The organism is Enterobacter sp. MGH 38 (genome assembly GCF_000492855.1).
GTDB lineage: Bacteria > Pseudomonadota > Gammaproteobacteria > Enterobacterales > Enterobacteriaceae > Enterobacter > Enterobacter hormaechei_C.
The window spans coordinates 1,318,011-1,343,013 of sequence record NZ_KI535608.1 but is presented as its reverse complement, the minus strand read 5'-3'; the positions used below and the strand labels follow the sequence as shown (position 1 = coordinate 1,343,013).

Below are 25,003 nucleotides of genomic sequence, written 5' to 3'. Positions count from 1 at the left end.
TAATTAAACGTAAGCGGGCAAAATTGACAAATTCAGACAAATCTATCTTCCGGTAGCGGATATAAAATATTTTCTCAAGCCAGCATGTAATACCAGAAAAGGGCGACCTCATCTTTTTCCGGCAGGGCGTTGTAAAGGTAGCGATCGTAACCGCCGAGAATAAACCCATAGTGACGATAAAAAAGACAGGCAGAAACATTAACGTTCTGCGTCTCCAGCCGTAACCCGGGCGCATTGAGGCTTCGCGCCCAGACGTGGGTGGCGGACATCAGCTTGTGCGCCGCGCCCGTACGACGCTTTGAACGCTCCACGGCAATGTAATCCACCGATATAAATTTATTCCAGTTGCAGGACGCGGTAATAAAACCGGCGATTTCACCGTCATCCGTTTCGGCGATAAGAAATATTGAATCCGGATTAACACAATGATTTTCCAGCGTCTGGAGATCCAGTTCATAGGTTTTAAGATAAGGTTCGGTCAGCGCCTCGATATGCAAATCACCATTGAGAAAAGGCTCTCTGGCAATCTCATCGACCGTAAAAGAAAAATCACAGCATTCAAGACGGGCAAGGTCGGTGCTTAATCCTTTTCGAATATGCATAGTATTCCTTAAGTGGGAGTTATAAATCGATAATAGACGAAGCGGCATACTCTGCTGGCATAACACTCTGTAGATCCTGGTCTAAGCTTGTATTTCGTTCCGCGTAAAATGTGGTCATTCGAGGACAATGAATGGAATTCAGAACATGTCGCAGGCACTGGGGTGCTGAGTTTATTTCCGATGACGTTGTACGTTTTCGCGTCTGGGCAGAAGGGCAAAAAGATCTCACGTTGCGTTTAACCGATACCGACATTCACATGGCGGCGGTGGGCGACGGCTGGTTTCAGATTGACGTGCCCGGCGTCAGGCACGGTACGACGTATCAGTTTGTTTTACAGGATGGAATGGCGGTGCCGGACCCGGCCTCGCGCGCGCAGCAGGCTGACGTCAATGGCCCGTCGGTGGTGATCGACCCGCGTCGCAGCCTGCCCGCTCAGCGCGAATGGCAAGGACGACCGTGGGAAGAGACGGTGATCTACGAGCTGCATATCGGCACCTTCACCGGGGAAGGAACCTTCAGGGCGGCCATCGACAAACTGCCTTATCTGGCCGAACTGGGTATTACGCAACTGGAAGTGATGCCCGTGTCCCAGTTCGGGGGCGCGCGCGGATGGGGGTATGACGGTGTACTGCTGTATGCCCCGCACTCGGCTTATGGTACACCGGATGATTTTCATGCCTTCATTGATGCCGCCCACGCGCTCGGGCTTTCCGTGGTGCTGGATATCGTACTCAACCACTTTGGCCCGGAAGGGAACTACCTGCCGTTGCTCTCGCCGGCGTTTTTCCATCAGGATCGTATGACCCCGTGGGGCAACGGTATTGCCTATGAGGTTGAAGCTGTCCGGCAATACATCGCTGAGGCGCCGTTATTCTGGCTCTCGGAGTATCATCTTGACGGTCTGCGCTTCGACGCCATCGACCAGATCCATGACGACGCTGAGACCCATATTCTTCCCGAGATAGCGCAACGGATCCGCGACGCCTTTCCGGATCGGCATATCCATCTGACCACCGAAGACAGTCGCAACGTGATTTTCCTGCATCCGCGTGATGAGCATGGTCAGACGCCGCTTTTCACCGCCGAATGGAATGATGATTTTCACAACGCCGCGCATGTCTTCGCGACGGGAGAATCACACGCCTACTATCAGGATTTTGCCTTTGAGCCGGAGAAAAAACTGGCGCGGGCGCTGGCAGAAGGCTTTGTCTACCAGGGGGAAATCTCGCTTCAGACCGGAAAATCGCGCGGGGTAGAGTGTCGCGAGCAACCCCCACAGTTTTTTGTCGATTTTATTCAAAATCACGACCAGGTCGGCAACCGTGCCCAGGGGGAGAGGCTTATCTCTCTGGCTGGGGCGGATAAAACGCGCGTGCTGTTCGCGGCGCTGCTCCTGTCGCCCCATATTCCGCTGCTGTTTATGGGCGAGGAGTATGGCGAAACGCATCCGTTCCTCTTTTTCACCGACTTCCACGGCGACCTAGCGAAAGCGGTGCGGGAAGGGCGCGCGAAAGAGTTTACCGGCCATGCCGGGCACGATGAAACCGTACCGGACCCCAATGACGTAAATACCTTTATGCGGTCGAAGCTTGACTGGAACAAGGCAGACACGGAGGAAGGCAGGGCGTGGCTGCACGTCACGCGCGAGCTGATTGTGCTGCGTCAGCGCTTTATCGTCCCGTTACTGAAACAGCGGGGCACCGTGGAGGGTAACGTCCTGCAAACGGCGCTCGGCATGGTTGTCGTGAGCTGGCGTTTTCCGTCCGGCACGTTGTCGCTGGCGCTGAATATCGGCAAAAAGCCGTTCGCCTTACCGGACCTGCCTGGAAAAACGATCTTTAGCTGGCCGGAGGCAGTCGAAAACCTGCCGTCGAACAGCATCGTTGTTCGCTTTGCTGATGGAGAAGCAGCGCTATGATCCCTTCCTCTACTTACCGAATTCAGTTTCGCAACGGCATGACCTTTGACCGCGTGGCAGATCTGATTCCGTATATGAAAGACCTCGGTATCAGCCATCTTTACGCGTCGCCTGTTTTCACCGCAACCACGGATTCCACCCACGGCTATGACGTGACCGACCCCAACGAAATTGACCCGGCGATTGGCGGGCGGGAAGGGTTTGACCGCATGGCGGCGGCGCTGAAACAGGCGGGGATGGGGCTGATTCTGGATATCGTTCCTAACCATATGTCGACCTCGCTGGAAAACCGCTGGTGGCGCGATGTTATCGAACATGGCAGGCAGAGCCGCTATGCGGCGTATTTTGATATCGACTGGTCCCGACCGCTGACGTTGCCGTTTCTTGGCGACACCTTTGAAGCCGAGCTGGAGCGGGGGACTATCACCTTAAAACGTGACAGTGTCACAAACAGCGCAGCGCTGGTTTACTATGATACCGCCTATCCGCTTAATCCCGGCACGTATGCCGAAGGCAAGAGCATCGCTGAGATCCACGAGGCGCAAAGCTGGCGGCTGATGTCCTGGCGTGAAGCGCCGAAACAGCTTTCATGGCGTCGCTTTTTTGAAATCACCGGGCTGGTCGGCGTGCGGGTAGAGGATGAGGCGGTATTCGCAGATACGCACCACCTGATCCTTGAGCTTGTCCACGCCGGGGTTGTCGACGGCCTGCGCATTGACCATGTGGACGGGCTTGCCGATCCGCTGGGCTATTTGCAGCGACTGCGTGCGGCTACCGGACCGGATTGCTACATCACGGTGGAAAAAATCCTCGCCAAAGGGGAACAGCTTCCTCCGGAGTGGCCCATCTCAGGTACTACGGGTTATGAGTTTATCGCCTCCCTGGCGGAAGTGCTGGTGGATGATACCAACCTCTCGCGGCTGGAGATGCTCTACGACGAGACGCTGGGTACGACCGTGGACAGGCAGGCGGAACTTCGCAACGCCAAAGGGCTGATGACCGATCGTAATTTTGAGGGTGAATTTACCACGTTGCTCAAAATAGCCAGCGAGCTGGCCGGGCATAACGGTGCAGAAGTGGAGCATGAGGATATCCGCCATGCCCTGCGTGAGCTGCTTATCGCGTTTCCGGTGTATCGCACCTACGGCACCGCTGAGGGACTGACGCCACCGGATGTGGCGCTGCTCAGCCGTGTGGTCGCCAGCGTCAACGCCTCTGAACCCGCTCTGAGCCTGATCGTGCGTATTCTTACTGGCGATCTGCCGGAGCATGACCACGCGCTGGCCTCGCTTTTCCGCACCCGTTTTCAGCAACTGACCGGGCCGCTGATGGCGAAATCGGTAGAGGATACGCTGTTCTTCCGCCATAACCTGGAGCTGGCCCTGAACGAAGTCGGCGCCGACCCGACGCCGCGCGCGTTTTCACTTTCCCGTTTTCATCAGGAGATGCGCATTCGACTTGCCCGCCAGCCCGATGCGCTGCTGGGAACTTCCACCCACGACACCAAACGCGGCGAGGATGCACGAGCTCGTCTGTATACGCTGACGGAAGCGCCAGATCTGTGGGGAGAAAATCTGGCGCGCTGGCGGCAGATGAACCAGACGCAGGTCCGATTCCTCAACGATGGCACCGCGCCGAACGCCGCCGACACCTGGATGATCTTCCAGGCGCTGGCGGGCGTCTGGCCAGCAACCCTGTCGCCTGAGGATCGTGATGGCCTTAAGTCACTGGAAGAGCGTTTCCTCGGCTTTATCGAGAAAGCCCTGCGCGAGGCCAAGCAGCGTACCGACTGGATCGACAGTAACGAAGGTTACGAGAGCGTGGTCCTGGACTACGTGCGCCATCTGCTTTCCCCGGATAACACCCTGTTCCTGCGTGATTTCAGTGCCGCACTCCAGCCGTTTATTCGGGCTGGGTTAATGAACAGCCTGAGCCAGACGGTGATCAAGCTGACTGCGCCTGGCGTACCGGACATCTACCAGGGCAGCGAGGGGCTTAACTTCAGCCTCGTCGACCCGGATAACCGCCGCGAACCGGATTTCGCCGCACTGGCGGAAAACCTCAGCGTAGCGGATGGCACCGTTTTTAACGATGCGCAACGCTGGCGAGACGGCAGCGTGAAGCAGTACGTTACCGCCACGCTGTTACGGCTTCGGCCACATTACCCCGCACTTTTCCGCTACGGCGACTGGCTGCCGCTGAAGGTAACCGGTGAGCGGGAGGAGAATCTGATCGTTTATGCCCGCATAAAAGATGACGAGGCGCTGATCGTCGCCGTGCCGCGTCTGGTGTTTGACGTCACCGACAATGCGTTGCTGTGGGCCAACACTATCGTGGCCATACCCCAGGAGTTGGCCGGGAAGCACTACCGGGATCTGTTTACCGGTGAGCGTCGCCTTCTGCCAGAGACGCTGGATTTAACGTCTGAAAAGGGATGTTTGTTGGTTCTGCTTACCTGCGACTAATCGAGGAGAACAAAAATGCCAAAGGATACAACGTTTGAAATTCGGGCCGGTCATGGCCAGCAGTTGGGCGCAAATTATGACGGGAAAGGGGTAAACTTCGCCCTGTTTTCCGCCCACGCGGAGCGGGTGGAGCTGTGTCTGTTTGATCCTTCGGGAAAAACAGAAATCGCCCGCCTGGAACTGCCGGAATATACCCATGAGGTCTGGCACGGCTATGTGCCGGATCTGAAACCGGGGGCGCTGTATGGCTACCGTGTGTATGGCCCCTACGATCCGGAGAACGGTCACCGTTTTAACCCCAATAAGCTGCTTATTGACCCCTATGCCCGTGAACTGGTGGGTGACATTGAGTGGAACGATGCCCACTTCGGCTATGAGCTGGGACACGATGAGCTGGATCTCAGTTTTGATACGCGAGACAGCGCGCCATTTACGCCCAAATGTAAGGTCATCGACCCCAATGCCGTTGACTGGCAGGACTCACGCCGGCCCGATATCCCGTGGCCGCATACCGTGGTCTATGAAAGCCACGTAAAAGGCTTTACCCAGCTTAACCCGGCTATTCCGCCTGAACTGCGCGGTACGTTTGAGGGGATGGGGCATAAAGCCTCGGTGGAGTACATCAAAAGCCTCGGCATTACCTCGGTCGAGCTGCTACCGGTTCACTGGTTCCCTGACGATCAGCACCTGCTCGATCGCGGCCTGAAAAACTTCTGGGGCTATAACTCGCTCGGTTTCTTTGCGCCAGCGTCCCGCTATTACGGCCCGGCGGGCATCCAGGGTTTCCGCGACATGGTGCGTGCCTATCATGACGCGGGCATCGAGGTGATCCTCGACGTGGTCTATAACCACACGGCGGAGGGCAACGAGCTGGGACCAACCCTGTCGTTTAAGGGGATTGATAACTTCTGTTATTACCGCACCATGCCGGATCAGCACCGGTATTACATCAACGACACCGGCACCGGGAACACCGTTAATACATCGCACCCGCGCGTGTTACAGATGGTCATGGACTCCCTGCGCTACTGGGCGGAGTCGATGCAGATTGACGGTTTCCGCTTTGACCTCGGGACCATTCTCGGACGTGAGCCGGAGGGGTTCGATCCGCGCGGCGGCTTCTTTGATGCCGTGACCCAGGATCCGGTGCTGTCGAAGCTGAAGCTCATCGGTGAGCCGTGGGATATCGGCCCCGGCGGGTATCAGGTGGGGGGCTTCCCACCTGGCTGGGGTGAGTGGAACGACAAATACCGCGATACGGTACGTGAATACTGGAAGGGGGATAACGTTTCTAACGATTTTGCCGCCCGTCTGTTAGGGTCCGGTGATTTGTACGATCTGCGCGGGCGTCGTCCGTGGGCCAGCGTCAATTTTATCACCGCGCATGACGGCTTCACGCTGAACGACCTGGTATCGTACAACGAGAAACATAACGCCGATAACGGGGAAGATAATAACGACGGACATAACGATAACCGTTCGTATAACTACGGCGAGGAAGGGCCGACGGAAAACCCGGATATCATTGCCACCCGCGAGCGGCAAAAGCGCAACTTCCTCACCACGCTCTTCTTCTCGCACGGCACGCCGATGCTGCTGGCAGGCGATGAGTTTGGCCGGACGCAAAAGGGCAATAATAACGGCTATTGTCAGGACAGCGAGATCTCCTGGGTAAACTGGGAAGGACTCACTGAAAACGACGAGAAGCTGCGCGACTTTACCCGTCGGTTGATTGCCCTGCGCGCGACGCAGCCGCTGCTGCGACGTGAGAACTGGCGCGACGGGCTGGAGATCCGCTGGTTTAACGCCGGTGGCGGACCGCAGCAGTCGGAACAGTGGGACGAGGGTTCCACCCTTGGTCTTGCCATCAGCCGTCCTGATCTTGAGCAGGAAGAGGGCGTCTGGCAAGACGTGCTGATGCTGTTTAACCCGTTTGAAGGTACGGTGCCATTCCAGATCCCGCAGTTTGGCGAAGGGGGTTGGGTGCTCGAACTCTCGACGTCGGAGGATGCCACCACGGGGGAAATCATCACTGAATCTGTCGATTACGAGCTGGCCGGGCGGAGTATCACCCTGTTCCGCCGTCCTTAAAGCGAGGCCGCCGCGCGTGCGGCGGTATCATACAGGGAGGAGATCGCGCGGAGTAACTGCGCGGTCTCGCCAATCGACGCGCCCGGAATACCGCTTTCCGCATGAATGTTGATCAGGCAGGCCTCCCGCACCTCCCGGTACTTCATGCACAGCGCTTTTCCCTCCTCCGTAGTGGAGAAAAAAAGCTCTTTTCCCGCTTTCTCGCTGGTGACGTAGCCCGCCTTGACCAGCTTTTTCAGCGCATACGTCACCACGTGGGTATCTTCCACGTTCAGCACAAAGCAGATGTCAGCCAGCTTTTTCTTACGGTTGCGGTGATTCACGTGGTGCAGAAGCGAAACATCAAAGGCCCCCATATCCGGTTCACCCGCTGCGGTCATGCAGCGCACCATCCATTTGTTAAACGCATTGCTGGTCATGATCAGCGCATATTCCAGCTCTGATAATTCAGCACACCGCTCTGAGACGAGATGACGGGAGGAGACGATTCGCCCGTCCGCAATATCGTCGTGGTTTAACGCTGTCGTCTTTTTCTTTACTGTCATAACGATCCTTCCCCCGAAATGTAAACCCGTCGATAAAATAAGAACATTTTATTGATAAATTGTTTACATGTTTTTGACGTTCAGATATAGCTTTTTAGTGCAGGTTCTGTGGAGCCTCACGCAAAACACAACATCGCGCGCCGTAATGCACCGGCTTCGCTCTGCTGCGAAGTATAAAAAATAGCCGTCGGCGCGCAACGCTCACTTTGGATAGGGTAACGTTTATGGACAGTTCTACACTGTTGCCACTTATCGGGATTCCGGTGGTGGTTATTGGTTTTGCACTGCGTTTCAACCCGCTGCTGGTTGTCGTGGTGGCGGGCCTGGCGACGGGCCTGCTGGTTGGCATGGATTTCGGTATGCTGCTGGAAACCTTTGGCGAAAAGTTCGTGAATAGCCGATCGCTTGCCACCTTCATTCTGATCCTGCCGGTGATTGGCCTATTAGAGTATTACGGGCTGAAAGAACGCGCCCAGGCCTGGGTCGCGAAGATCGCCAGCGCCACCTCGGCGCGTATCCTGATGCTCTACTTTGTTGCCCGCGAAGGAACGGCTGCGCTGGGCCTGATGTCGCTTGGCGGCCACGCGCAAACGGTGCGTCCGCTGCTGGCGCCGATGGCGGAAGGGGCCGCTCTGAATGAATACGGGGAACTGCCGCAGACTATCCGCGACAAAATCAAAGCCCATGCCGCCGCGTGTGACAATATCGCGGTTTTCTTTGGGGAAGATATTTTTATCGCCTTTGGCGCGGTACTGCTGATTGATGCGTTCCTGAAAGAGAACGGGATCGAGGGGATCGAACCGCTGCATATCGGCCTGTGGGCCATTCCGACCGCCATTGCGGCACTGATCATCCATATGACGCGTCTGCTACGCCTTGATGCCAGCATTCGTCGCGACGTGATGGCCTGGAAAGCAGAGCAGGGTACGCAGGAGATCGCACAATGATGACCCTCATCACCATTAACCGCGTGTACTACCTGATCGGCTTCGTCGTGATGCTGCTGGTTGTGATGACCCTTCGCGATCGCGCTAACCCGAAACGCTATACCACGGCGCTGTTCTGGTTTCTGTTTGGCGGGATCTTCCTGTTTGGCGATCTGATGGTGCAGGAGCTGGGTAAGTCCCTGGCGTATCGCATTATTGGCGGCGCCGTTATCGTGATTGCGCTGCTGGCCGGTTTCGGGCTGGTCGGGAAGGGGCGTTATAAAATGTCCACCGAGGAGGAGCGCGTTGCCTCGTCGAACCGGCTGAAAAACTGGCTGTTTTTACCGGCACTGATGATCCCCGTGGTAACGGTCATCGGGACGCTATTTTTGAAAGGCGTGTCGATTGGCGGTGTCTATCTGCTCGACCAGAAACAGCTTACGCTGGCGGCGCTGTGCGTGGCCTGTGTGGCAGCTATCCTCACCGGCTGGTGGCTGACAAAAGGTACGCCGCTGCATGCGGTTCGTCAGTCGCGTCGGCTGGTCGATACCATTGGCTGGGCGGTGATCCTGCCGCAGATGCTCGCCATGCTCGGCGGGGTGTTTGTGGTGGCGAATACCGGCGAATCGGTACAAAAGGTGGTCAGCCTGTTTGTGAACCCGGACAGCCGCTTCATGCTGGTGGTCATTTATTGCGTGGGGATGGCGCTGTTTACCATGATCATGGGTAACGCCTTCGCAGCCTTCCCGGTGTTAAGCGCCGGTATCGCTCTGCCATTCCTGATTAATGTCCATCACGGTAACCCAGCGCCGCTGCTGGCTATCGGTATGTACGCTGGCTATTGCGGCACGCTGATGACGCCGATGGCCGCCAACTTCAACATTGTGCCCGCCGCGCTACTGGAGCTAAAAGACAAATATCAGGTTATCAAGATCCAGATCCCGACCGCGTTAACCCTGCTGGTGGTGAACGTGTTCTTAATGTATTTCCTCGTGTTTCGCTAAGGAGCTGCAATGGAATTAACGCAACATCAGGCTGACGCCTTCGCCAGAATGCCGTTGACCTATTTACGTCAGGAATACCCGAACCACATTATGCATCTGCTCAACGATGACGGCGACGTTCTGCCGCCTCGCGAGCTGCACCCGATCTTTTACGGCTGTTTTGACTGGCACTCTGCGGTGCACGGCTACTGGCTGCTGCTGCGCTGCCTGCGTCTCTGGCCCGAACTGCCGTGCCGGGAAGAGATCATCACTCTGTTCGAAGAACACCTGACCGACGAGAAGGTGGCGAAGGAGTTGGCCTATTTTACCGCGCCGTTCCGCGCGTCGTTTGAGCGGCCTTATGGCTACGGCTGGCTGCTGGCGCTGGCGCAGGAGCTGAAGCAATCGTCACTGCCGCAGGCGGAGCGCTGGTACCAGACGCTGCAACCGTTAACGCGGGATATTCGCCAGCGGCTGGTGGATTACCTCAGCAAGCTTACCTATCCGATCCGCGTCGGGACGCACTACAACACGGCGTTTGCGCTCGCGCTGGGGCTGGATTATGCCCGGGCGGTGAACGATGACACGCTTGAGCGCGCCATCCTGGACGCGGCAACGCGGTTTTACCTCGCGGACACGCAATATCCTGCGCATTATGAGCCGGGTGGCGACGAGTATATCTCCGGAGCGCTGACCGAGGCCCTGCTGATGAGTAAGGTGGTGGAGGATTTCCCGGCCTGGTTCGATGCGTTTCTGCCTGAAGTGGGCGCCGTTTCTGCGCTGATGAACCCGGCAGAGGTGAGCGACCGCACCGACCCGAAAATCGCGCATCTGGACGGTCTCAACCTCAGCCGCGCCTGGTGTATGAAGCACATTGCCCGTGCTCTGCCGGAAAATCATCACGCCCGGAAGCCATTACACGATGCCGTTGCGCGCCATCTCTCGGCAAGCGTGGAGCATGTTGTCGGCAGCCACTACAGCGGCGGCCACTGGCTGGCGAGTTTTGCGCTGCTGGCGCTGGAGTAGCGCTTAGTTATATTTTCGTGCTCATCCTGTTTCCGCAGGATGAGTGATTTTACGCAACCGACTCGCGCTGACGACGACCGCTACCGCAGAAGCTGCGGCTGCGACCCATAGCGCAACATGAATTGACCTTTCATCTGCGGCCAGCAGAACGGCCACGGCGGCGGCGCCCAGACACTGCCCGAACGTGCGCATAATGGATAAAACACCGGATGCATAGCTCGCATGCTCACGAATAACGTTGGAGAGCATTTCCCGGTTATTGGGACTCTGAAAGCAGCCAAACCCCATGCCGCATACCAGACTCCGCAGGCAGATATCCCACATTGTAGGGCGGTCGGGTAATGTCGCAAGAAGGATCAAACCCACGACAAAAATCACCAGCCCCAGGGTGGATATCGCCGGGGCTGAAATCGTGTCCGCCCACCGGCCTGCATGCGGCGCAATCAGTACGATCCCTAGCGGCCACGGCGTAAACAGCAGGGCAGACAACAGCGGACTGTAGCCGTATTCGCTCTGAAACAGGAAAGGCAGTGCAATAAAAGTGATCCCCTGGCTGACAAAAGCAATCATTGACGTGAAGGCCGCGAGGGTAAAACGTTCATTTTTAAACATCGTCGGCGGCAGTAAGGGGTTATCCGTGCGGCGGATCTGCCAGATAAACGCCATGCCGCTCAGCGCAGCGAGCACCGTCCAGCAAAGACTGCCGGGGTGATAAGTAGCCTCCTGGAGGCTGTTCGCCGCCATGATCGTCGACCCCAGCAGCAGCGCCGACAATATGGCGCCCGGGGTGTCGAAGGGCGCTTGCTTTCGAACCGCATCCCGCGGCAGCGCTTTGACTGCCAGCAGTAAGGCGAGGGTGCCGGGAACCACGTTTATCGCAAACAGCCATTGCCAGCTCAGGGTGTGAAGGATCGTCCCACCCAATACCGGCCCGATAGCGGAGCTGGAGGCGATGAGCAGAGCGTGTAACCCCAGAATGCGGCCAAGTAATCGCCCGGGAAATACGGATCGCAGGATTGCGGGGGCAATACTCAGCGTCGCCGCGCCGCCGATCCCCTGAAGCACGCGCATACCGATGAGCACTTCGGGCGTCTTCGCCAGCGCGCAACCCAGCGATGTCAGGGTAAAGGTTGTCAGACCTGCCAGAAAAACGGGGCGATAACCCAGGCGGGCCGCAAGCGCCGCGAATATCGCCAGCGACATCGCGGCCGCCAGCAGATACCCGTTGGCGAACCAGACGGCAATACTGGCAGGTACCTGCATCTCCTGAGCCATGGAGGGCAGGGCAATGTTGATCATGGTGCCATCAAACACGCCCATTAAGGTGGTGGTCATAATTGCGGCCATCACCCGTGCGCGCGCCGGGCCAGGCAGTCCTTCGTCGCCGGGTTGACTGGAAAAGAGCGTCATCAGGTTGTCCTCTGAGAAGAGTGTATGGATGACAAAACTATAAAGATGGCTTTTACAGGGCGGAAGGCGCACCATTTGCACTTTATCGTTGCATGAAACGCCTTATCTGAATGTACAGGAATGAGCGCTATGACCGATCCAGATTTTAATTTACTGATTGCACTCGACATATTGCTGAGCGAAGCGAGTGTCGCAGGTGCGGCACGCCGTCTGAACCTCAGCACCTCGGCCATGAGCCGGACATTAAGCAGGTTACGCGACGTTACAGGCGACCCGATCCTGGTGCGCGCCGGACGTAACATGGTACTGACCCCGTGGGCCGAAGCGACCCGGGATCGCGCCAGGCGTGCAGTGCACGAGGCCAGGGCGGTATTGCAGCCCTCAACTGAAACGTTCAGTGCGCAAAGTCTGGCGCGCCTTTTTACCATCAGGGCAAACGATGGTTTTGTGGTGGCGTTTGGGCCTGCGCTTATAGCGGCTGTGGCCGACGCCGCGCCGGACGTCTGTATACGCTTTGCGCCTAAGCCGGAAAAAACGTCGCGCTATCTTCGGGAAGGGCTGGTTGATCTGGAGATTGGCGTCCAGAGCAATATGGGGCCTGAAATACGGCTGCAACGACTGTTTGAGGATCGGTTTGTGGGCGTCGTGCGTAAGGGACACCCGCTGGCTAAGCAGGCAGAAATAGGCGTGAAGGATTATGTCGCCTGGGGCCATGTGGTAGCGTCACCCGAGGGCGCGTTGCACGGTTCCGTTGACGATGCGCTGGCCGAACTGGGGACAAAACGTAAAATCGCCAGCGTCGTACCGGGATTTCCGACGGCACTGTCCGTGGCGCTGGAATCGGATCTTATCACCATGATACCCGCGCTCTATTTACTCAATCAGCAGGTAACGGACCAGGTACATCTGTTCGAGCTGCCGTTCAAAAGCCGTCGTATTATGGTTTCACAGATGTGGCACCCAAGAATGGAACGCGACCCTGGTCACCGCTGGCTGAGAGAGCAAATTCTTGCGATATGCGGTGTGGAGAGGTCAGACATAATTTCGGGCTCTGTATAGCGATTGCTATACACACCGCTTATGCTATGCTTGTAAAGCAATTGCTATACAAGAGGTATACCTATGAAATCAGATGTTCAACTCAATCTCAGAGCCAAAGAATCCCAGCGGGCGCTTATCGATGCCGCCGCAGAGATCCTCCATAAATCACGCACGGACTTCATTCTGGAGATGGCCTGTCAGGCAGCCGAGAATGTGATCCTCGATCGACGTGTATTCAATTTTAACGATGAACAGTACGCAGAGTTCATTGACATGCTCGATGCCCCGGTCGCGGACGATCCGGCCATAGAAAAACTGCTGGCAAGGAAACCACAGTGGGACGTGTAACAGCACCAGAGCCCTTATCCAGCGTCCATCAACTGGCGGAGTTCGTCAGCGGAGAGGCCGTGCTTGACGAATGGCTAAAACAAAGAGGTCTGAAAAACCAGGCGCTCGGCGCAGCCCGAACCTTTGTCGTTTGTAAAACGGGCACGAAGCAGGTCGCGGGATTTTACTCACTGGCTACCGGCAGCGTTAACCATACGCAAGCGACAGGGAATCTGCGGCGTAACATGCCGGATCCCATTCCCGTGATTATTCTTGCCCGTCTGGCAGTTGATGTCTCGTTACGCGGAAACGGGTTGGGAGCCGATTTACTCCACGATGCGGTTTTACGCTGTTATCGGGTAGCTGAGAATATCGGGGTGCGGGCGATTATGGTTCATGCACTCACTGAGGAAGCCAAAGCGTTTTATATCCACCATGGTTTTAAAGCATCGCAGACTCAGGAACGGACACTGTTTCTCAGGCTTCCTCAGTAGAGGCAAAGGGAGGGGGTAGGATGCGATGGGCTTATCTGACGAGGGATAGGCTTCATAATATCCAATTTAACATAATATACATTATGCGCACTAATATTAATTAAGAACAAATCCAGCCGTTTCGGGCCCAGCCTTGTTCTGCTCATTCAGCGAATTATGCCCATAGATTCTATGCCATCAACGTTCATAACTGTCGTTACAGTCTTGCGTGTTCTCTACGGCAGTCACCTGCACATCCTGAAAGCGCAACCCATCCACACCGGAAATTTTCCCAAACTCTGTCGCGTCAATAAAAATCCCCTCCAGCGTTAACCCGGCCACAGGACGCTCCGGATACCCTGCAATGAAAAATGCCCGCGAGAAATATTTGTTGTCTGAGCGACGCGCCGTCATATTTTTAATCGTCAGTCCGCTGACCTCAGTAAGACCGGCTTCGCCCTCAACACCTTCAGCCAGCTTGCGCCAGTGTTCTGGTTTATCAGATAAATTGCTCTGGTCGCCATAGCTGTACTGCGGAAACCAGTTCAGCTGGATCAGCACCGGAAAACGTACGTCCGTAAGACGTAAATTTTGGACGGTGATATCACGGATAAACCCGCCACGGTTGCGGGCCGACTTAATGCGGAACCCGACGCCCGTTCCGTTAAACGCGTTATCTTCTATCAGGACGCGTTCAATGCCACCTGAAGTTTCACTCCCCAGCGTGATCCCGGATCCCTTATTCAGCGTACATCCTCGAATCACTATATCGCGCGCGGTACGTGCTTTTTGCGCCGCTTCGCGTCCTCGTCCAGATTTGATGCAAATATTGTCGTCATTGCAGGACACAATGCAGCGTTCAATCCGCGCCTGTTCGCAGGAGTCGACGTCAATCCCGTCGGTGCTCGGCCCCGCAGAATTGCTGATTTGCACACCCTCAACCGCGATACGGCGCGAATAACAGAGGTGTATGTTCCAGAATCCGGACTCCCGACTGGTAAAATCACGCAGCAGAATGTTCTGGCTTTCAAAGACCAGGATATTGCGCGGGCGCTGACAGTCGTAATCAACCACCCAGCGTAATCCTCTGGCGCTGTAATCGCCAACCATGCCGCTGCGTTCGTCGTCGCCCCAGAAGCGTTGCCACCAGATGACACCCTGCCCGTCTATCGTGCCTGTACCGGTAATGCTGACGTTTTCACAATCAATGATATTAATAATGCCTGCCGGCCAGCGCATATCAATGCCGGCCACCCGGGTGTTTATCAGGGGATAATCAGCCAGATCCTGGCTTCCAACGAGCTGTGCGCCAGCATCCAGGCGAAGCGAAACACCGCTTTTCAGAAACAGTGCGCCGGTCAGAAAACGGCCTTGCGGAATAAGAATGACATCGTTCTCTTGAGCACTGTTTATGGCCTGCTGAATGGCAGACGTTGACAGGCGTTGCGCGGTTGGGTCCGCGCCACACGCCAGAATGGAGATCGCTTTCATGGCTTGTCCTTAAACAAATGAAAGCCTTAGTCTAGAAATCCGCGTGAAGGATAACCTTTGTCTTTTTGACAGCCTGGCGGTCAGGCTGGCAAAAAAGCGGATATTTACTGGCTTGCGATCACCGTAACGCCCTTTTCTTTCATGGCGCTCACCCAGCGTTCATCCGTTGTGTTTTCAACAACCAGCGTATTCACCAGCGACAGGTCGCCAATCACGAACGCCGAGGCCGTGTTGATCTTTTCCGGCGAGGCCAGTACCACCGTTTCCGCCGCTCTGCCGGAAAATGCACGTTTGATGCACGCTTCTTCATAATCTCCGGTGGTCAGCCCGGCCTCAGGATGCACGCCGGTGACACCCATGAAAAACAGATCCGCATGAATATTATTGATGCCTTCAATTGCGGCCGCGCCGACCGTGACGATGGAGTGTTTATACAAACGACCACCAATCAGGATCACCTCTATGCTCGGATGGCCGACCAGACCCAATGCGATACCCGGGCTGTGCGTCACCACGGTTATCGGTAAATCGGGTGGGAAGAATGTAATAAGTTCAGAGGTGGTCGTCCCGCCATCAATGATCACCACCTGCCCCGGTGAAATGAGCTGCGCGCCTCGCCGTGCCACGCGTTTTTTTGCATCCATTTTGACGGACTGACGCTCGGCAAAAGGCGCAATCGCTGAAGATGCTGGCAGTGCACCGCCGTGAACACGCTGCAAACGCCCTTCTGCCGCCAGTTCACGTAAATCCCGGCGGATAGTGTCCTCAGACACCGAGAAAAAGAGGCTGAGCGCAGTTGACTGGACCTGGCCTTCCGCCTCCAGTTTTTCCAGAATCAACTGTTTACGCTGGCTTGTGAGCATGATTTATTCCTGATGTTGCACGATGTGTCTTGTATTTGCACGATAGTGCTGTTTATGATGCTTACTCTACGAGAGGAGAGCCAAACGTGCAATCAAAACGTGCAGATATACGCATCATCAACAGCGAAACGTTGTCCGACAACTGGTATAACCTAAAAAAATACACTTTTGACTTCCAGCGCAGCGATGGCGACTGGCAGCGGCAAGAGCGTGAAGTGTATGACCGGGGGAATGGCGCGACGATCCTGCTCTATAATCGCGACAGCAAAACCGTCATTCTGACGCGTCAGTTCCGTTTCCCGGTGTTTATCAATGGTCACGAAGAGGATCTCATTGAGGCGGCCGCCGGGTTGCTTGATAACCTTGACCCGGAAAGCCGGATTAAGGCCGAAGCGGAAGAAGAAACCGGGTTTAAGGTGACGCGCGTAGAGAAAATTTTTGAGGCCTATATGAGCCCGGGCTCGGTTACCGAGAAACTCTACTTCTATCTGGCGGAATATCATCCGCAGGATCGGACCAGCGCGGGCGGCGGCGTTAAAGCTGAGGGGGAAGATATCGACGTGCTGGAAATGACGCTGGACGACGCGCTTCGGGGCATTGAAAATGGGCAGATCGTCGACGGAAAAACCATCATGCTGCTCTATCACCTGGCCCTCAAAGGCATTTTATAATCTCACCATTAGCCAGATACCTGCCCCGGCGCAGGTATTTGCCTGTGCTATTCTTGCTGAACACCTCAACATGGAGATGCGAAAATGGCCGACTGGGATCCCTCTCTTTATCTACAGTACAGCGCAGAACGCACTCGTCCCGCCGCTGAGTTACTGGCCCGGGTGCCGCTTGCTGACATAACCTCAGCCGTGGATTTGGGCTGCGGGCCAGGCAACAGCACCGCGCTGCTGAAACAGCGCTGGCCTTCTGCGCAGATCGCCGGCGTGGATAACTCCCCGGCCATGCTGGAGGAAGCCCGACAGGCCCTGCCAGACTGCTACTTTATTGAGGCGGATATCCGTCACTACAAACCTGACCAGCCGCTCAGCCTGATCTACGCCAACGCCTCATTGCAATGGATCCCGGACCATTACCACCTTCTGCCACACCTGGTTTCACTGCTCCAGTTAAACGGCGTGCTGGCGGTGCAAATGCCTGACAACTGGCTTGAGCCGACGCACGCCCTGATGCGTGAAGTTGCCTGGGAACAGGGCTACCCCGATCGTGGCCGCGAGCCATTGCCGGGTATCCATGCCTACTACGATATTCTGACGGAAGCGGGATGTGACGTGGATATCTGGCGCACCACCTACTTCCATCAGATGAGCTCTCATCAGGCGATTATTGACTGGGTCAGCGCGACGGGGTTACGGCCGTGGTTACAGGAACTCAACGAAAGCGAGCAGAAAAACTATCTGAAACGCTACCTTGAGCTGCTGGAAGAGCAGTATCCGCTCCAGGAGAACGGGCAGATACTGCTGGCTTTTCCGCGCCTGTTTATGGTGGCTCAGCGGGTTCCGTAAGCCGGATCAGGAACGCGCTTCCTTGAGCAACTGCTGAATCACGGCCTCCTGCTTGTCGTAGTTACCTTCGCCAAACGCGGTGTAACGCAGTTGCCCTTTCGCATCGAAATAGTAATGCGCTGGCCAGTACTGATTTCCGAACGCGCTCCAGATTTTGTAGTTATTATCCGTCACTACGCGGTACGGCAGCTGCCATTTATTGACCGCGTTTTTCACCGATGATAACGGCTTTTCCCAGGGGTATTCCGGGGTATGGACGCCAATCACCACCAGACCTTGTGACTCATATTTCTTCGCCCAGTCTCGAACATGCGGAAGGGTATGCTGGCAGTTGATACAGTCCCAGGTCCAGAAATCGATAAGCACAACTTTCCCCCGCAAGGCCTCAGACGTGACAGGGTCACCGTTTACCCAGCCCGTACCGCCGCTTAATGATGGTAGCTGGCTGCTTGGCGTTGCGTCAGCGACTGGTTGCAGTTTCACCTGCGTGGAGGATGGTTGCGCAAGGCTCAACAGAGCGTTTTCCAGCTGGTCGGCAATACCGTTGGCACCTTTCAGGGCTGAGGTCATCCCGCTGGCGTTGAACGCAACGGCAGCTAACATCATCACTCCCGCTCCCTGACGCAAACGCGCCATCAATGCGGATTTGGCTCTCAGAGGGGTTATCAGCTTACGGCCCCCCGCGACAAGCAGCCCCAGCATCAACGCGCCCCCACTGCCGTAAGCGGCTAACAGCGCTCCGGTTGCGATGGCCGAGTGGCCCGCAATATTAATGCTGAAGATCGCCCCGAGAATCGGTCCGGCACAGGGGGACCACAGAAGTCCAACGGCCAGCCCTGCCAGAAAAGCCGAAACCAGGCCGTGTCGCTGAACGCTGTGGGTGTTGAGAACGTTTCCCGCACTGACCGCCGGACGGGCAATGCGCTGAGCAAACTGCGGGAAGATCAGAGCCAGGGCGGCAATGCTCAGTATCAGCAGCGCAATCCAGCGACCGATAACGGTGGCGTCAGCGATCCACTCGCTGGCAACCGTTACTACCATCGCCACCAACGTGAACATCACAATCATTCCCGCCAGAAGCGCCAGAATGTGTTTGCGCTGCCCCTGAAAGCCAGCGAACAGCAGAGGAATGACGGGAAGCGTGCACGGACTGAGCAGGCTAATCATGCCGCCCAAAAAAGCGATTATCAGAAACATAACGACCTCACGATACGGTTGCTGCGAAGGTGCAGTGAGGTTATTTGACCGTACGAATGTGTTCAGGCCGTGTGCGAAAAGCTGAATTTTGTCTGCCTGCGTATCGGCATGGGGTGCAGATACACAGGCGTACAATTAACCGCGCGGAAGAGTCACGCTTACGGCCAACCCGCCCTCTGCCCGGTTTGCAATATGCAATTTCCCGTCAAGCTGGGCGGTGAGCTGCGCGGCAATGGCGAGGCCTAACCCGGTGCCGCCCGTTTCGCGGTTGCGCGACGTTTCAACCCGGTAGAACGGCTGTAACACCGCCTCCAGTTCTGCCTCCGGGATGCCGGGGCCGTTATCCATAATGCGGATCGCTACCTGCCTTTCATCTTCATCAATCTCTATAACCGCGCTATCGCCAAACTTGAGCGCATTATCCAGCAGATTGGTCATTACCCTGCGCAATGCCTGTGGACGAGTAACGATCGGCAGACGCGCATTGCGTGCATGAAACTGCACGTTTTTACCAATGTCCTGATAATCACTGGCGATGCTGTTAACCCACGCGTTCAGCTCCAGCTTCAGCGTGGTCTCTTCCAGTGATTCTGATGACCGGGCATAGGCAATCCCCTCCCGTACCAGGCGCGACATATTATCCAGGTCGCTCAGCAGCTTATCGCGGAGTTCGGGCTGATCTGCCATTTCGATCCGCAGCTTCATTCGCGTGATGGGCGTCTGGAGATCGTGAGAAATGGACGCCAGAATCTGCGCGCGTTCACGCAGATACGTTTGTATCCGCGACTGCATCTCATTAAAAGCGTGTGCAGCCTGGCGCACTTCAACCGGTCCTTTTTCAGTCATCGGTGAATGGGCCGCAGGATCGAGGGAATCAACCGCACGCGTGAATTGCAGGAAAGGCCGGACAACCTGGCGTACGGCAATCCAGGAGCAGAGCGCGACAAGTAACAGCTGAAGAACTAGCACCACGGGTAACCAGCTGGCGACAGGCGGCATGCGCGGGATCAGATCGATAGTGAGCGGTGCGCCGTCGCGGAGCGTCAGATGGGCCTGAATATGGGAGATTGGCCCTGGCACCGCCGTAAACTGGAGCGGATATTGGGCTGAAAGCGTCTCTTTCAGGGTGCGAATTGCATCCCGCGAGCGCTTGTCCGTTGGTGCGGCGCCTGCCTCGCCGGGGCCAAGGATATAACGATAATTACCGCGACTGAGCCGTTCCAGCCACTCTGGCCTCTCTTTGGCCGGAAGCCGGTCGAGAATGGCCACGCTGGTCGCCACGTCATTCTCAAGATTGCCCAGCATAACCGTGCGCGCGCTGTGCATTCGCTCAACCATGACCAGCGTCAGGCTGAGCGCGTTAGCCAGTAAGAGTCCAAGCAGCACAATGATCAGCAGCCGGGCCAGTAAGGTGCGGGGCCACAGCGTCATTCATTGGCCTCGACGATGGTCACCGGCATGGTAAAAACGTAGCCTTCGCTGCGAACGGTTTTAATGTAGGCCGGCGTGCGGGCATCTTCATTCAGGCGCTGTCGCACGCGGCTCACCAGGAGATCAATCGAACGCTCAAACAGCTCGGCATCACGTCCCTGCGTCAGGTTCAGCAGCTGATCGCGGGTCAGCACCCGTTGAGGATGATCGAGGAATACGCGCAAAAGGCGATATTCCGCCCCGCTGAGCGCCACAACCATCCCCTCGTTATCAATCAGATGACGCGCCACGGTATCCAGTTGCCATTCACCGAACACCACCAGGCGCCCTGCCTCGGTCACCTGAAGATTAGGCGGCATTGTACGAAAACGACGCAGGATAGCTTTGATACGCGCCAGCAGTTCGCGGGCCACAAACGGTTTCACCACATAATCGTCGGCGCCCATCTCCAGTCCCAGGATCCGGTCCGTGTCCTCGTTGCGCGCGGTGAGCATCAGGATCGGCAGATCCTTATGCCTGCTGCTGCGCAGCTGTCGACACAGCGTCAGGCCATCATCGCCGGGCATCATCACGTCCAGCACCACCAGGTCGATATGCTGTTTGTCGAGCACTACGCGCATCTCTTTCCCGTTCGCCGCGCCAGAGGCGTGGTAGCCGGATTTCACGAGGTAATCGACAATCAGTTCACGAATATCCCTGTCGTCATCGACGACAAGGATGTGATCAATATGCTCCACCGCAGGCTCCTGATTAAGAGGTAACGGATTGAAAATAGCACATATCAGAGCTTATCCGCGTCGACAACGGCTTTAACAAAGTCCTGCGGATCTTCCTGCGGCGGGTTGTGGCCAACCGTTGCGCCGAAAGTACGGTGCTCATATTTTCCGGTGAATTTCCCCGCATAGGCTGCGGGTGCAGGATGTGGTGCTCCGTTGTTACCACCCTCGATGGTGATGGTCGGCACCGTAATATTCGGCAGCGTAGCTAGCTTTTGTTCGTAGGCGTCATATTTCTGCTCACCCTTCTCCAGCCCCAGACGCCAGCGGTAATTACTGAGCGTGACGGCAACGTGGTCCGGGTTATCGAGGGATTTGGCGCTGGCATTGAAGGTGGCATCGCTGAATTTCCAGTCAGGCGAAGCCTGGGACCAAATCAACCGGGCAAAATCGTGCGTATTTTTAGCATAGCCCTCCGCCCCGCGCGGCGTGGCGAAATAGAACTGATACCACCACTGAACCTCTGCCTTCGGCGGTAAAGGTTGTTTGCCAATCGCCTGGCTGCTGATCAGGTAGCCACTTACCGAGACCAGCGATTTCACCCGTTCCGGCCAGAGCGCTGCAACGATATCTGCCGTACGTGCCCCCCAGTCATAACCGGCAAACACCGCCTGTTTGATATTCAGGGCGTCCATCAGGTTGACGATGTCTTTTGCCATTGCCGAAGGCTGGCCGTTTCGCGGCGTTTTATCAGAAATAAAGCGTGTGGTGCCGTACCCGCGCAGGGACGGCACAATGACACGATACCCCTTCGCGGCCAGCGCGGGGGCCACTTCTGCATAACTGTGAATGTCGTACGGCCAGCCATGCAGCAGGATCACCGGTTGCCCCTCTTTTGGCCCGATATCGACGTAACCGACGTTCAAATCGCCAGCGTTAATCTGTTTAACCTGGTTAAAGGCCGACGCGTAATCCTTACCCGTCGCTTCTGCCTGGCAGGACATCACGGTGCCAAGTGATACGGTCAGGGCGACGGCTGAGTATGCGAGTTTATTAAACATGATGTTATCTCCGGGTAAGTTCAGTTGACGGAGATATAACACCATGCGTTTGTACAGGAGATGTGTGCGGATGCGGTTTTATTGCATACCTGTGTATGTATCACAGAGGCAGATACAGTGTGATACAAACCCAGGTATTAAACGACTAAAGCGAGATTCGGTACCGGACGTAATCGTCGGCTTCACCATAGTGATCATACAGCTTACGCGCCGGATTGTTCATGCGGGTTACCCAGTAGAGTTTTGACCACCCTTCCCGCTTGCCTTCATCGATCAGGGCGTCGATAAGCGCTTTACCCGCCCCTGCGCCACGTTCGGCAGCGTCAACAAACAGATCTTCCAGATAGCAAACGGGCGCGGTTGACCAGGTCCCTTCATGCAGGACGCACATGGCGAAGCCGATGACGCGGCCGTCCTTCTCCACGACACGGCAAAACAGAGATGATGAATCTGCGAGCGCCCTGTCCCAGGTGGCCGCGGTAACGGACTCGTCAAGGTAGCACTCATAAAAATGGGTATAGCCATCCCACAGCGGTCGCCATTGTGGGTAATCTTCTGTCTGTAACGGGCGTACGATGAGTGTCATGTGTTCCTCACATTATCCTTGCCGCTCTTTAGGCGCATGATGCGAGCCAGCGTGGCAAGACGCTTCGAACGACAATATAGCGTGAACAGCACAAAGCCTCGACTGTTTAACACCATACGGCTAATTACCAAAGCGATCGTTGCAATGATCAGCTGCCAGCTACTGCCATCAGAAATGGTCAGATAGTGAAGCCATTGCAGTACCGTTAATGTCAGCAGGATGATGAAAAGCGCTAAAAACCCTGATAGCCCTGAAGTGTATCCCCGGGCAAGGAAGGCACTCGCGAGCATCAGGAAGATAAGTATCGCTAGCGATGGGACAAAAAAACTGAGTGTATGTAGCGTTGGCGACATACTGGATATTGTCTGGAGAAATGGCAGCAAATTAAACGCAAAAATCACCAGAAATAGCGGTAATAATATCGCTACCGGATAAGCATTTTGCCGTGGCAGCTCACTAAGCGGGCGTGAAAAATACCGCTCCAGTTCGGGTGTGGAATGGTTTAATAAATCATTGTCATGGCGGGCAATAGCGTCCTCAATCCGTTTTCCGTGTTGCAGGAGCTCGTAAGAAACGTGTCCGGTTAACAAGTGCAGAATTTTCATCAAAAAACCGCCAGTGACTGGATAGTACCGATAATGTATTCCTTCACCTTTTCAGGCCGGTTGATTACGTTAACTCAACATCGTTTTCATCGTATCTAAAGTACAGTACATCGCAACAGAATGTTATTAAGATGAAAATACCAGAACCCAAACAAAAGCATAACGCTTAATTATGGAGATCAGCGGATGACCATACCCACGCTTACCACCGAGCGCCTGATATTACGCCCCCTGATTGCAGAAGATGCCGTCCAGATCCAGCAACACTATCCGCGCTGGGAGATTGTCCGCTATATGGTGGCTTCAGTCCCCTGGCCCTACCCGGAAAACGGTGCAGAAAATTATGTCAACAACGTTGCACTGCCCGATATGGCCAAAGGGATTGCGTGGTTCTGGACGATTCGCCGTCGCGAAGCGCCTGACGAACTGATGGGGTTGATTTGCCTGTATGACGTGGAGGACAACAATCGGGGCTTCTGGCTCGCGCCGGAATTTCAGGGCCAGGGATATATGCGCGAGGCGAGTATTGCGGCCACGGATTACTGGTTCAATACGCTCAATAAACCGGTGTTGCGCGCGCCGAAAGCGGCTGCAAACAGCCGCTCCCGATGTATTTCAGACAGCAGCGGCATGCGGCTCATCAGGACGGAGAAGAAAGCCTATGTCAGCGGTCTGCTGGATTCGGAGCTGTGGGAAATCACCCGCGACGAGTGGAATGCCCGTCAGGTCAGCTGATAATGCTTATCCGGCATCAGTCTTTCAGGTATGTTCTCTTCATCGTTCATCTGCAACAGATCGCGCTCCATCATGTTGCAGATGGCGTCCAGCGGCAGATCGTTATCTTCCGTCCCAAACGGATCTTCCAGCTCTTCCGCCAGCGTGTCCAGCGAGATAAAGGTGTAGGAAATCAGTGCAGAGACAAAGGGCGTCATGTAATGCAGGTCAACGACCAGCGCAAACGGCAGCATGATGCAGAACAGATACACCGTCCGGTGCAGGATCAGCGTATAGGCAAACGGGACTGGCGTATTGGCGATACGCTCACAGCCAGCCAGCACGATGGACATATCATTCAGGCGGTTGTTGAGGCTGTGAAACAGAATGTCTGAAAGGTGCCCGCTACGCCGCCGCACGGCCAGCCACTCCCCCATGATCAGCAGGATACGGTTCGCCGGCGAGTTGGCGTCCATCACTTTGCGTAAATCGTCTGGAGCCAGATAGCGGGACAGCTGATCGGCATTGGTTTCTCTGCGTAGAGTCATTCGCAGACAGTTAGCAAACGCGATTTGCAGGCGGACAAACTCTCCAAGATGTTTATCATCCGGCAAGGTGTTTTTTACCTCGCGAAACAGCGAGCGCGCCGCTATCATCAACTGCCCCCAAAGCAGACGCGCCTCAACGTAGCGCGAATAACAGGCGTTATTGCGAAACCCCAGGAAGATGGCGATAGCCACACCCAGAATGCTGAACGGCGCGACGGTAAACCGGATACCCAGCGAGGTGTACCACGGCAGCATGACAATCACGGCGATGGAAAGCAGGAAGTTAAGCAGCAGTCGGGTATAAATTTTGGGAAGTACCGAACCATGCCAGACAAAAATCAGTTGCAGCCAGTGCTGTTGAGGACGAACAATCATAATCAGCTTCAGAAAAGTAAAGAGCGCGGCTATTAAACGTGATCCCCCTCACGGTTGCAAGCATGTTAATAGTTCATTGCATTTTCTGACCTGT

The 25,003-nt window shown here is 55.8% G+C and carries 24 protein-coding genes; 12 read left to right on the top strand and 12 right to left on the bottom strand.

Going from position 1 to position 25,003, the window contains the following annotated elements; genetic code table 11:
* Nucleotides 1-74: 74 nt before the first annotated feature.
* Nucleotides 75-602: a GNAT family N-acetyltransferase gene (locus L384_RS05060; protein WP_003857109.1), complete on the bottom strand. Its 528-nt coding sequence runs from the start codon at nucleotides 600-602 to the stop codon at nucleotides 75-77.
* A gap of 131 nt (nucleotides 603-733) precedes the next feature.
* On the opposite strand from L384_RS05060, the gene treZ reads away from it, so the two are divergent.
* From treZ to glgX, 3 genes are read left to right on the top strand one after another with little or no spacing between them, the layout of a single operon-like run.
* Nucleotides 734-2,521 (top strand): malto-oligosyltrehalose trehalohydrolase, encoded by a 1,788-nt coding sequence (gene treZ / locus L384_RS05065; protein WP_023324664.1) that lies wholly within the window; start codon nucleotides 734-736, stop codon nucleotides 2,519-2,521.
* Nucleotides 2,518-4,986, top strand: coding sequence for a malto-oligosyltrehalose synthase (gene treY, locus L384_RS05070; protein ID WP_023324663.1), 2,469 nt, complete (start codon nucleotides 2,518-2,520; stop codon nucleotides 4,984-4,986). Before treZ ends, treY begins: the two co-directional genes overlap by 4 nt.
* A gap of 15 nt (nucleotides 4,987-5,001) precedes the next feature.
* A complete protein-coding gene (gene glgX / locus L384_RS05075) occupies nucleotides 5,002-7,077 on the top strand; it encodes a glycogen debranching protein GlgX (protein ID WP_023324662.1) in 2,076 nt (691 codons plus the stop codon).
* On the opposite strand, the gene L384_RS05080 is transcribed toward glgX, so the two are convergent.
* The gene (locus tag L384_RS05080; protein ID WP_003857118.1) at nucleotides 7,074-7,622 is read right to left on the bottom strand and encodes a winged helix DNA-binding protein; all 549 of its coding nucleotides are present in this window, start codon (nucleotides 7,620-7,622) and stop codon (nucleotides 7,074-7,076) included. The genes glgX and L384_RS05080 overlap by 4 nt on opposite strands.
* A gap of 224 nt (nucleotides 7,623-7,846) precedes the next feature.
* On the opposite strand from L384_RS05080, the gene L384_RS05085 reads away from it, so the two are divergent.
* Genes L384_RS05085 through L384_RS05095 form a run of 3 tightly spaced genes read left to right on the top strand, consistent with a single transcriptional unit; the run spans nucleotide 7,847 to nucleotide 10,557 of the window.
* Nucleotides 7,847-8,569: a DUF969 domain-containing protein gene (locus L384_RS05085; RefSeq protein ID WP_023324661.1), complete on the top strand. Its 723-nt coding sequence runs from the start codon at nucleotides 7,847-7,849 to the stop codon at nucleotides 8,567-8,569.
* The gene (locus tag L384_RS05090; RefSeq protein ID WP_003857123.1) at nucleotides 8,566-9,552 is read left to right on the top strand and encodes a DUF979 domain-containing protein; all 987 of its coding nucleotides are present in this window, start codon (nucleotides 8,566-8,568) and stop codon (nucleotides 9,550-9,552) included. Before L384_RS05085 ends, L384_RS05090 begins: the two co-directional genes overlap by 4 nt.
* A gap of 9 nt (nucleotides 9,553-9,561) precedes the next feature.
* Nucleotides 9,562-10,557, top strand: a complete 996-nt coding sequence (locus L384_RS05095) for a DUF2891 domain-containing protein (protein WP_023314163.1) — start codon at nucleotides 9,562-9,564, stop codon at nucleotides 10,555-10,557.
* A gap of 21 nt (nucleotides 10,558-10,578) precedes the next feature.
* Here the strand turns inward: L384_RS05095 and L384_RS05100 are convergent, their stop codons facing one another.
* Nucleotides 10,579-11,967: an MFS transporter gene (locus L384_RS05100; RefSeq protein WP_023324660.1), complete on the bottom strand. Its 1,389-nt coding sequence runs from the start codon at nucleotides 11,965-11,967 to the stop codon at nucleotides 10,579-10,581.
* A 129-nt stretch (nucleotides 11,968-12,096) separates the two neighbouring features.
* On the opposite strand from L384_RS05100, the gene L384_RS05105 reads away from it, so the two are divergent.
* The 3 genes from L384_RS05105 (at nucleotide 12,097) to L384_RS05115 (ending at nucleotide 13,829) form a co-directional block, all read left to right on the top strand.
* The gene (locus tag L384_RS05105; RefSeq protein WP_022651200.1) at nucleotides 12,097-13,026 is read left to right on the top strand and encodes a LysR family transcriptional regulator; all 930 of its coding nucleotides are present in this window, start codon (nucleotides 12,097-12,099) and stop codon (nucleotides 13,024-13,026) included.
* Nucleotides 13,027-13,089: 63 nt separating this feature from the next.
* Nucleotides 13,090-13,356: a type II toxin-antitoxin system TacA family antitoxin gene (locus L384_RS05110; RefSeq protein ID WP_003857131.1), complete on the top strand. Its 267-nt coding sequence runs from the start codon at nucleotides 13,090-13,092 to the stop codon at nucleotides 13,354-13,356.
* On the top strand, nucleotides 13,344-13,829 hold the full coding sequence (locus L384_RS05115; RefSeq protein ID WP_003857133.1) for a GNAT family N-acetyltransferase: 486 nt from the start codon (nucleotides 13,344-13,346) through the stop codon (nucleotides 13,827-13,829). The genes L384_RS05110 and L384_RS05115 overlap by 13 nt, the downstream gene beginning before the upstream one ends.
* 177 nt (nucleotides 13,830-14,006) lie before the next feature.
* Here the strand turns inward: L384_RS05115 and L384_RS05120 are convergent, their stop codons facing one another.
* Together L384_RS05120 and L384_RS05125 are read right to left on the bottom strand one after the other, a co-directional pair.
* On the bottom strand, nucleotides 14,007-15,299 hold the full coding sequence (locus L384_RS05120; RefSeq protein WP_023324659.1) for a glycoside hydrolase family 28 protein: 1,293 nt from the start codon (nucleotides 15,297-15,299) through the stop codon (nucleotides 14,007-14,009).
* A 104-nt stretch (nucleotides 15,300-15,403) separates the two neighbouring features.
* Nucleotides 15,404-16,162: a DeoR/GlpR family DNA-binding transcription regulator gene (locus L384_RS05125; protein WP_023324658.1), complete on the bottom strand. Its 759-nt coding sequence runs from the start codon at nucleotides 16,160-16,162 to the stop codon at nucleotides 15,404-15,406.
* A gap of 86 nt (nucleotides 16,163-16,248) precedes the next feature.
* On the opposite strand from L384_RS05125, the gene L384_RS05130 reads away from it, so the two are divergent.
* The gene (locus tag L384_RS05130; RefSeq protein WP_023324657.1) at nucleotides 16,249-16,833 is read left to right on the top strand and encodes an NUDIX hydrolase; all 585 of its coding nucleotides are present in this window, start codon (nucleotides 16,249-16,251) and stop codon (nucleotides 16,831-16,833) included.
* Between the two features lie 84 nt (nucleotides 16,834-16,917).
* Nucleotides 16,918-17,676 (top strand): trans-aconitate 2-methyltransferase, encoded by a 759-nt coding sequence (gene tam / locus L384_RS05135; protein ID WP_023324656.1) that lies wholly within the window; start codon nucleotides 16,918-16,920, stop codon nucleotides 17,674-17,676.
* 6 nt (nucleotides 17,677-17,682) lie between these two features.
* Here the strand turns inward: tam and L384_RS05140 are convergent, their stop codons facing one another.
* From L384_RS05140 to L384_RS05165, 6 genes are all read right to left on the bottom strand, one after another.
* Nucleotides 17,683-18,873: a cytochrome c biogenesis protein/redoxin gene (locus L384_RS05140; RefSeq protein WP_023324655.1), complete on the bottom strand. Its 1,191-nt coding sequence runs from the start codon at nucleotides 18,871-18,873 to the stop codon at nucleotides 17,683-17,685.
* A gap of 135 nt (nucleotides 18,874-19,008) precedes the next feature.
* Entirely contained in the window at nucleotides 19,009-20,304 is a 1,296-nt protein-coding gene (locus tag L384_RS05145; protein ID WP_023324654.1) for an ATP-binding protein, read from the bottom strand.
* Entirely contained in the window at nucleotides 20,301-21,041 is a 741-nt protein-coding gene (locus L384_RS05150) for a response regulator (protein WP_022651194.1), read from the bottom strand. Before L384_RS05150 ends, L384_RS05145 begins: the two co-directional genes overlap by 4 nt.
* Before the next feature lie 44 nt (nucleotides 21,042-21,085).
* Nucleotides 21,086-22,081 carry an alpha/beta fold hydrolase gene (locus L384_RS05155; RefSeq protein WP_003857149.1) on the bottom strand — a complete coding sequence of 332 codons (996 nt, stop codon included), beginning with the start codon at nucleotides 22,079-22,081 and terminating at the stop codon, nucleotides 21,086-21,088.
* Nucleotides 22,082-22,226: 145 nt separating this feature from the next.
* Complete coding sequence (locus L384_RS05160; RefSeq protein WP_023324653.1) at nucleotides 22,227-22,667, bottom strand: GNAT family N-acetyltransferase; 441 nt, start codon at nucleotides 22,665-22,667, stop codon at nucleotides 22,227-22,229.
* Nucleotides 22,664-23,272 (bottom strand): hypothetical protein, encoded by a 609-nt coding sequence (locus L384_RS05165; RefSeq protein ID WP_023324652.1) that lies wholly within the window; start codon nucleotides 23,270-23,272, stop codon nucleotides 22,664-22,666. The genes L384_RS05160 and L384_RS05165 overlap by 4 nt, the downstream gene beginning before the upstream one ends.
* Nucleotides 23,273-23,458: 186 nt before the next feature.
* Here L384_RS05165 and L384_RS05170 point away from each other — a divergent pair, with 186 nt between their 5' ends.
* Nucleotides 23,459-24,007: a GNAT family N-acetyltransferase gene (locus L384_RS05170; RefSeq protein ID WP_023314155.1), complete on the top strand. Its 549-nt coding sequence runs from the start codon at nucleotides 23,459-23,461 to the stop codon at nucleotides 24,005-24,007.
* On the opposite strand, the gene L384_RS05175 is transcribed toward L384_RS05170, so the two are convergent.
* Nucleotides 23,995-24,909: a bestrophin family protein gene (locus L384_RS05175; RefSeq protein WP_003857155.1), complete on the bottom strand. Its 915-nt coding sequence runs from the start codon at nucleotides 24,907-24,909 to the stop codon at nucleotides 23,995-23,997. The genes L384_RS05170 and L384_RS05175 overlap by 13 nt on opposite strands.
* Nucleotides 24,910-25,003: the final 94 nt, after the last annotated feature.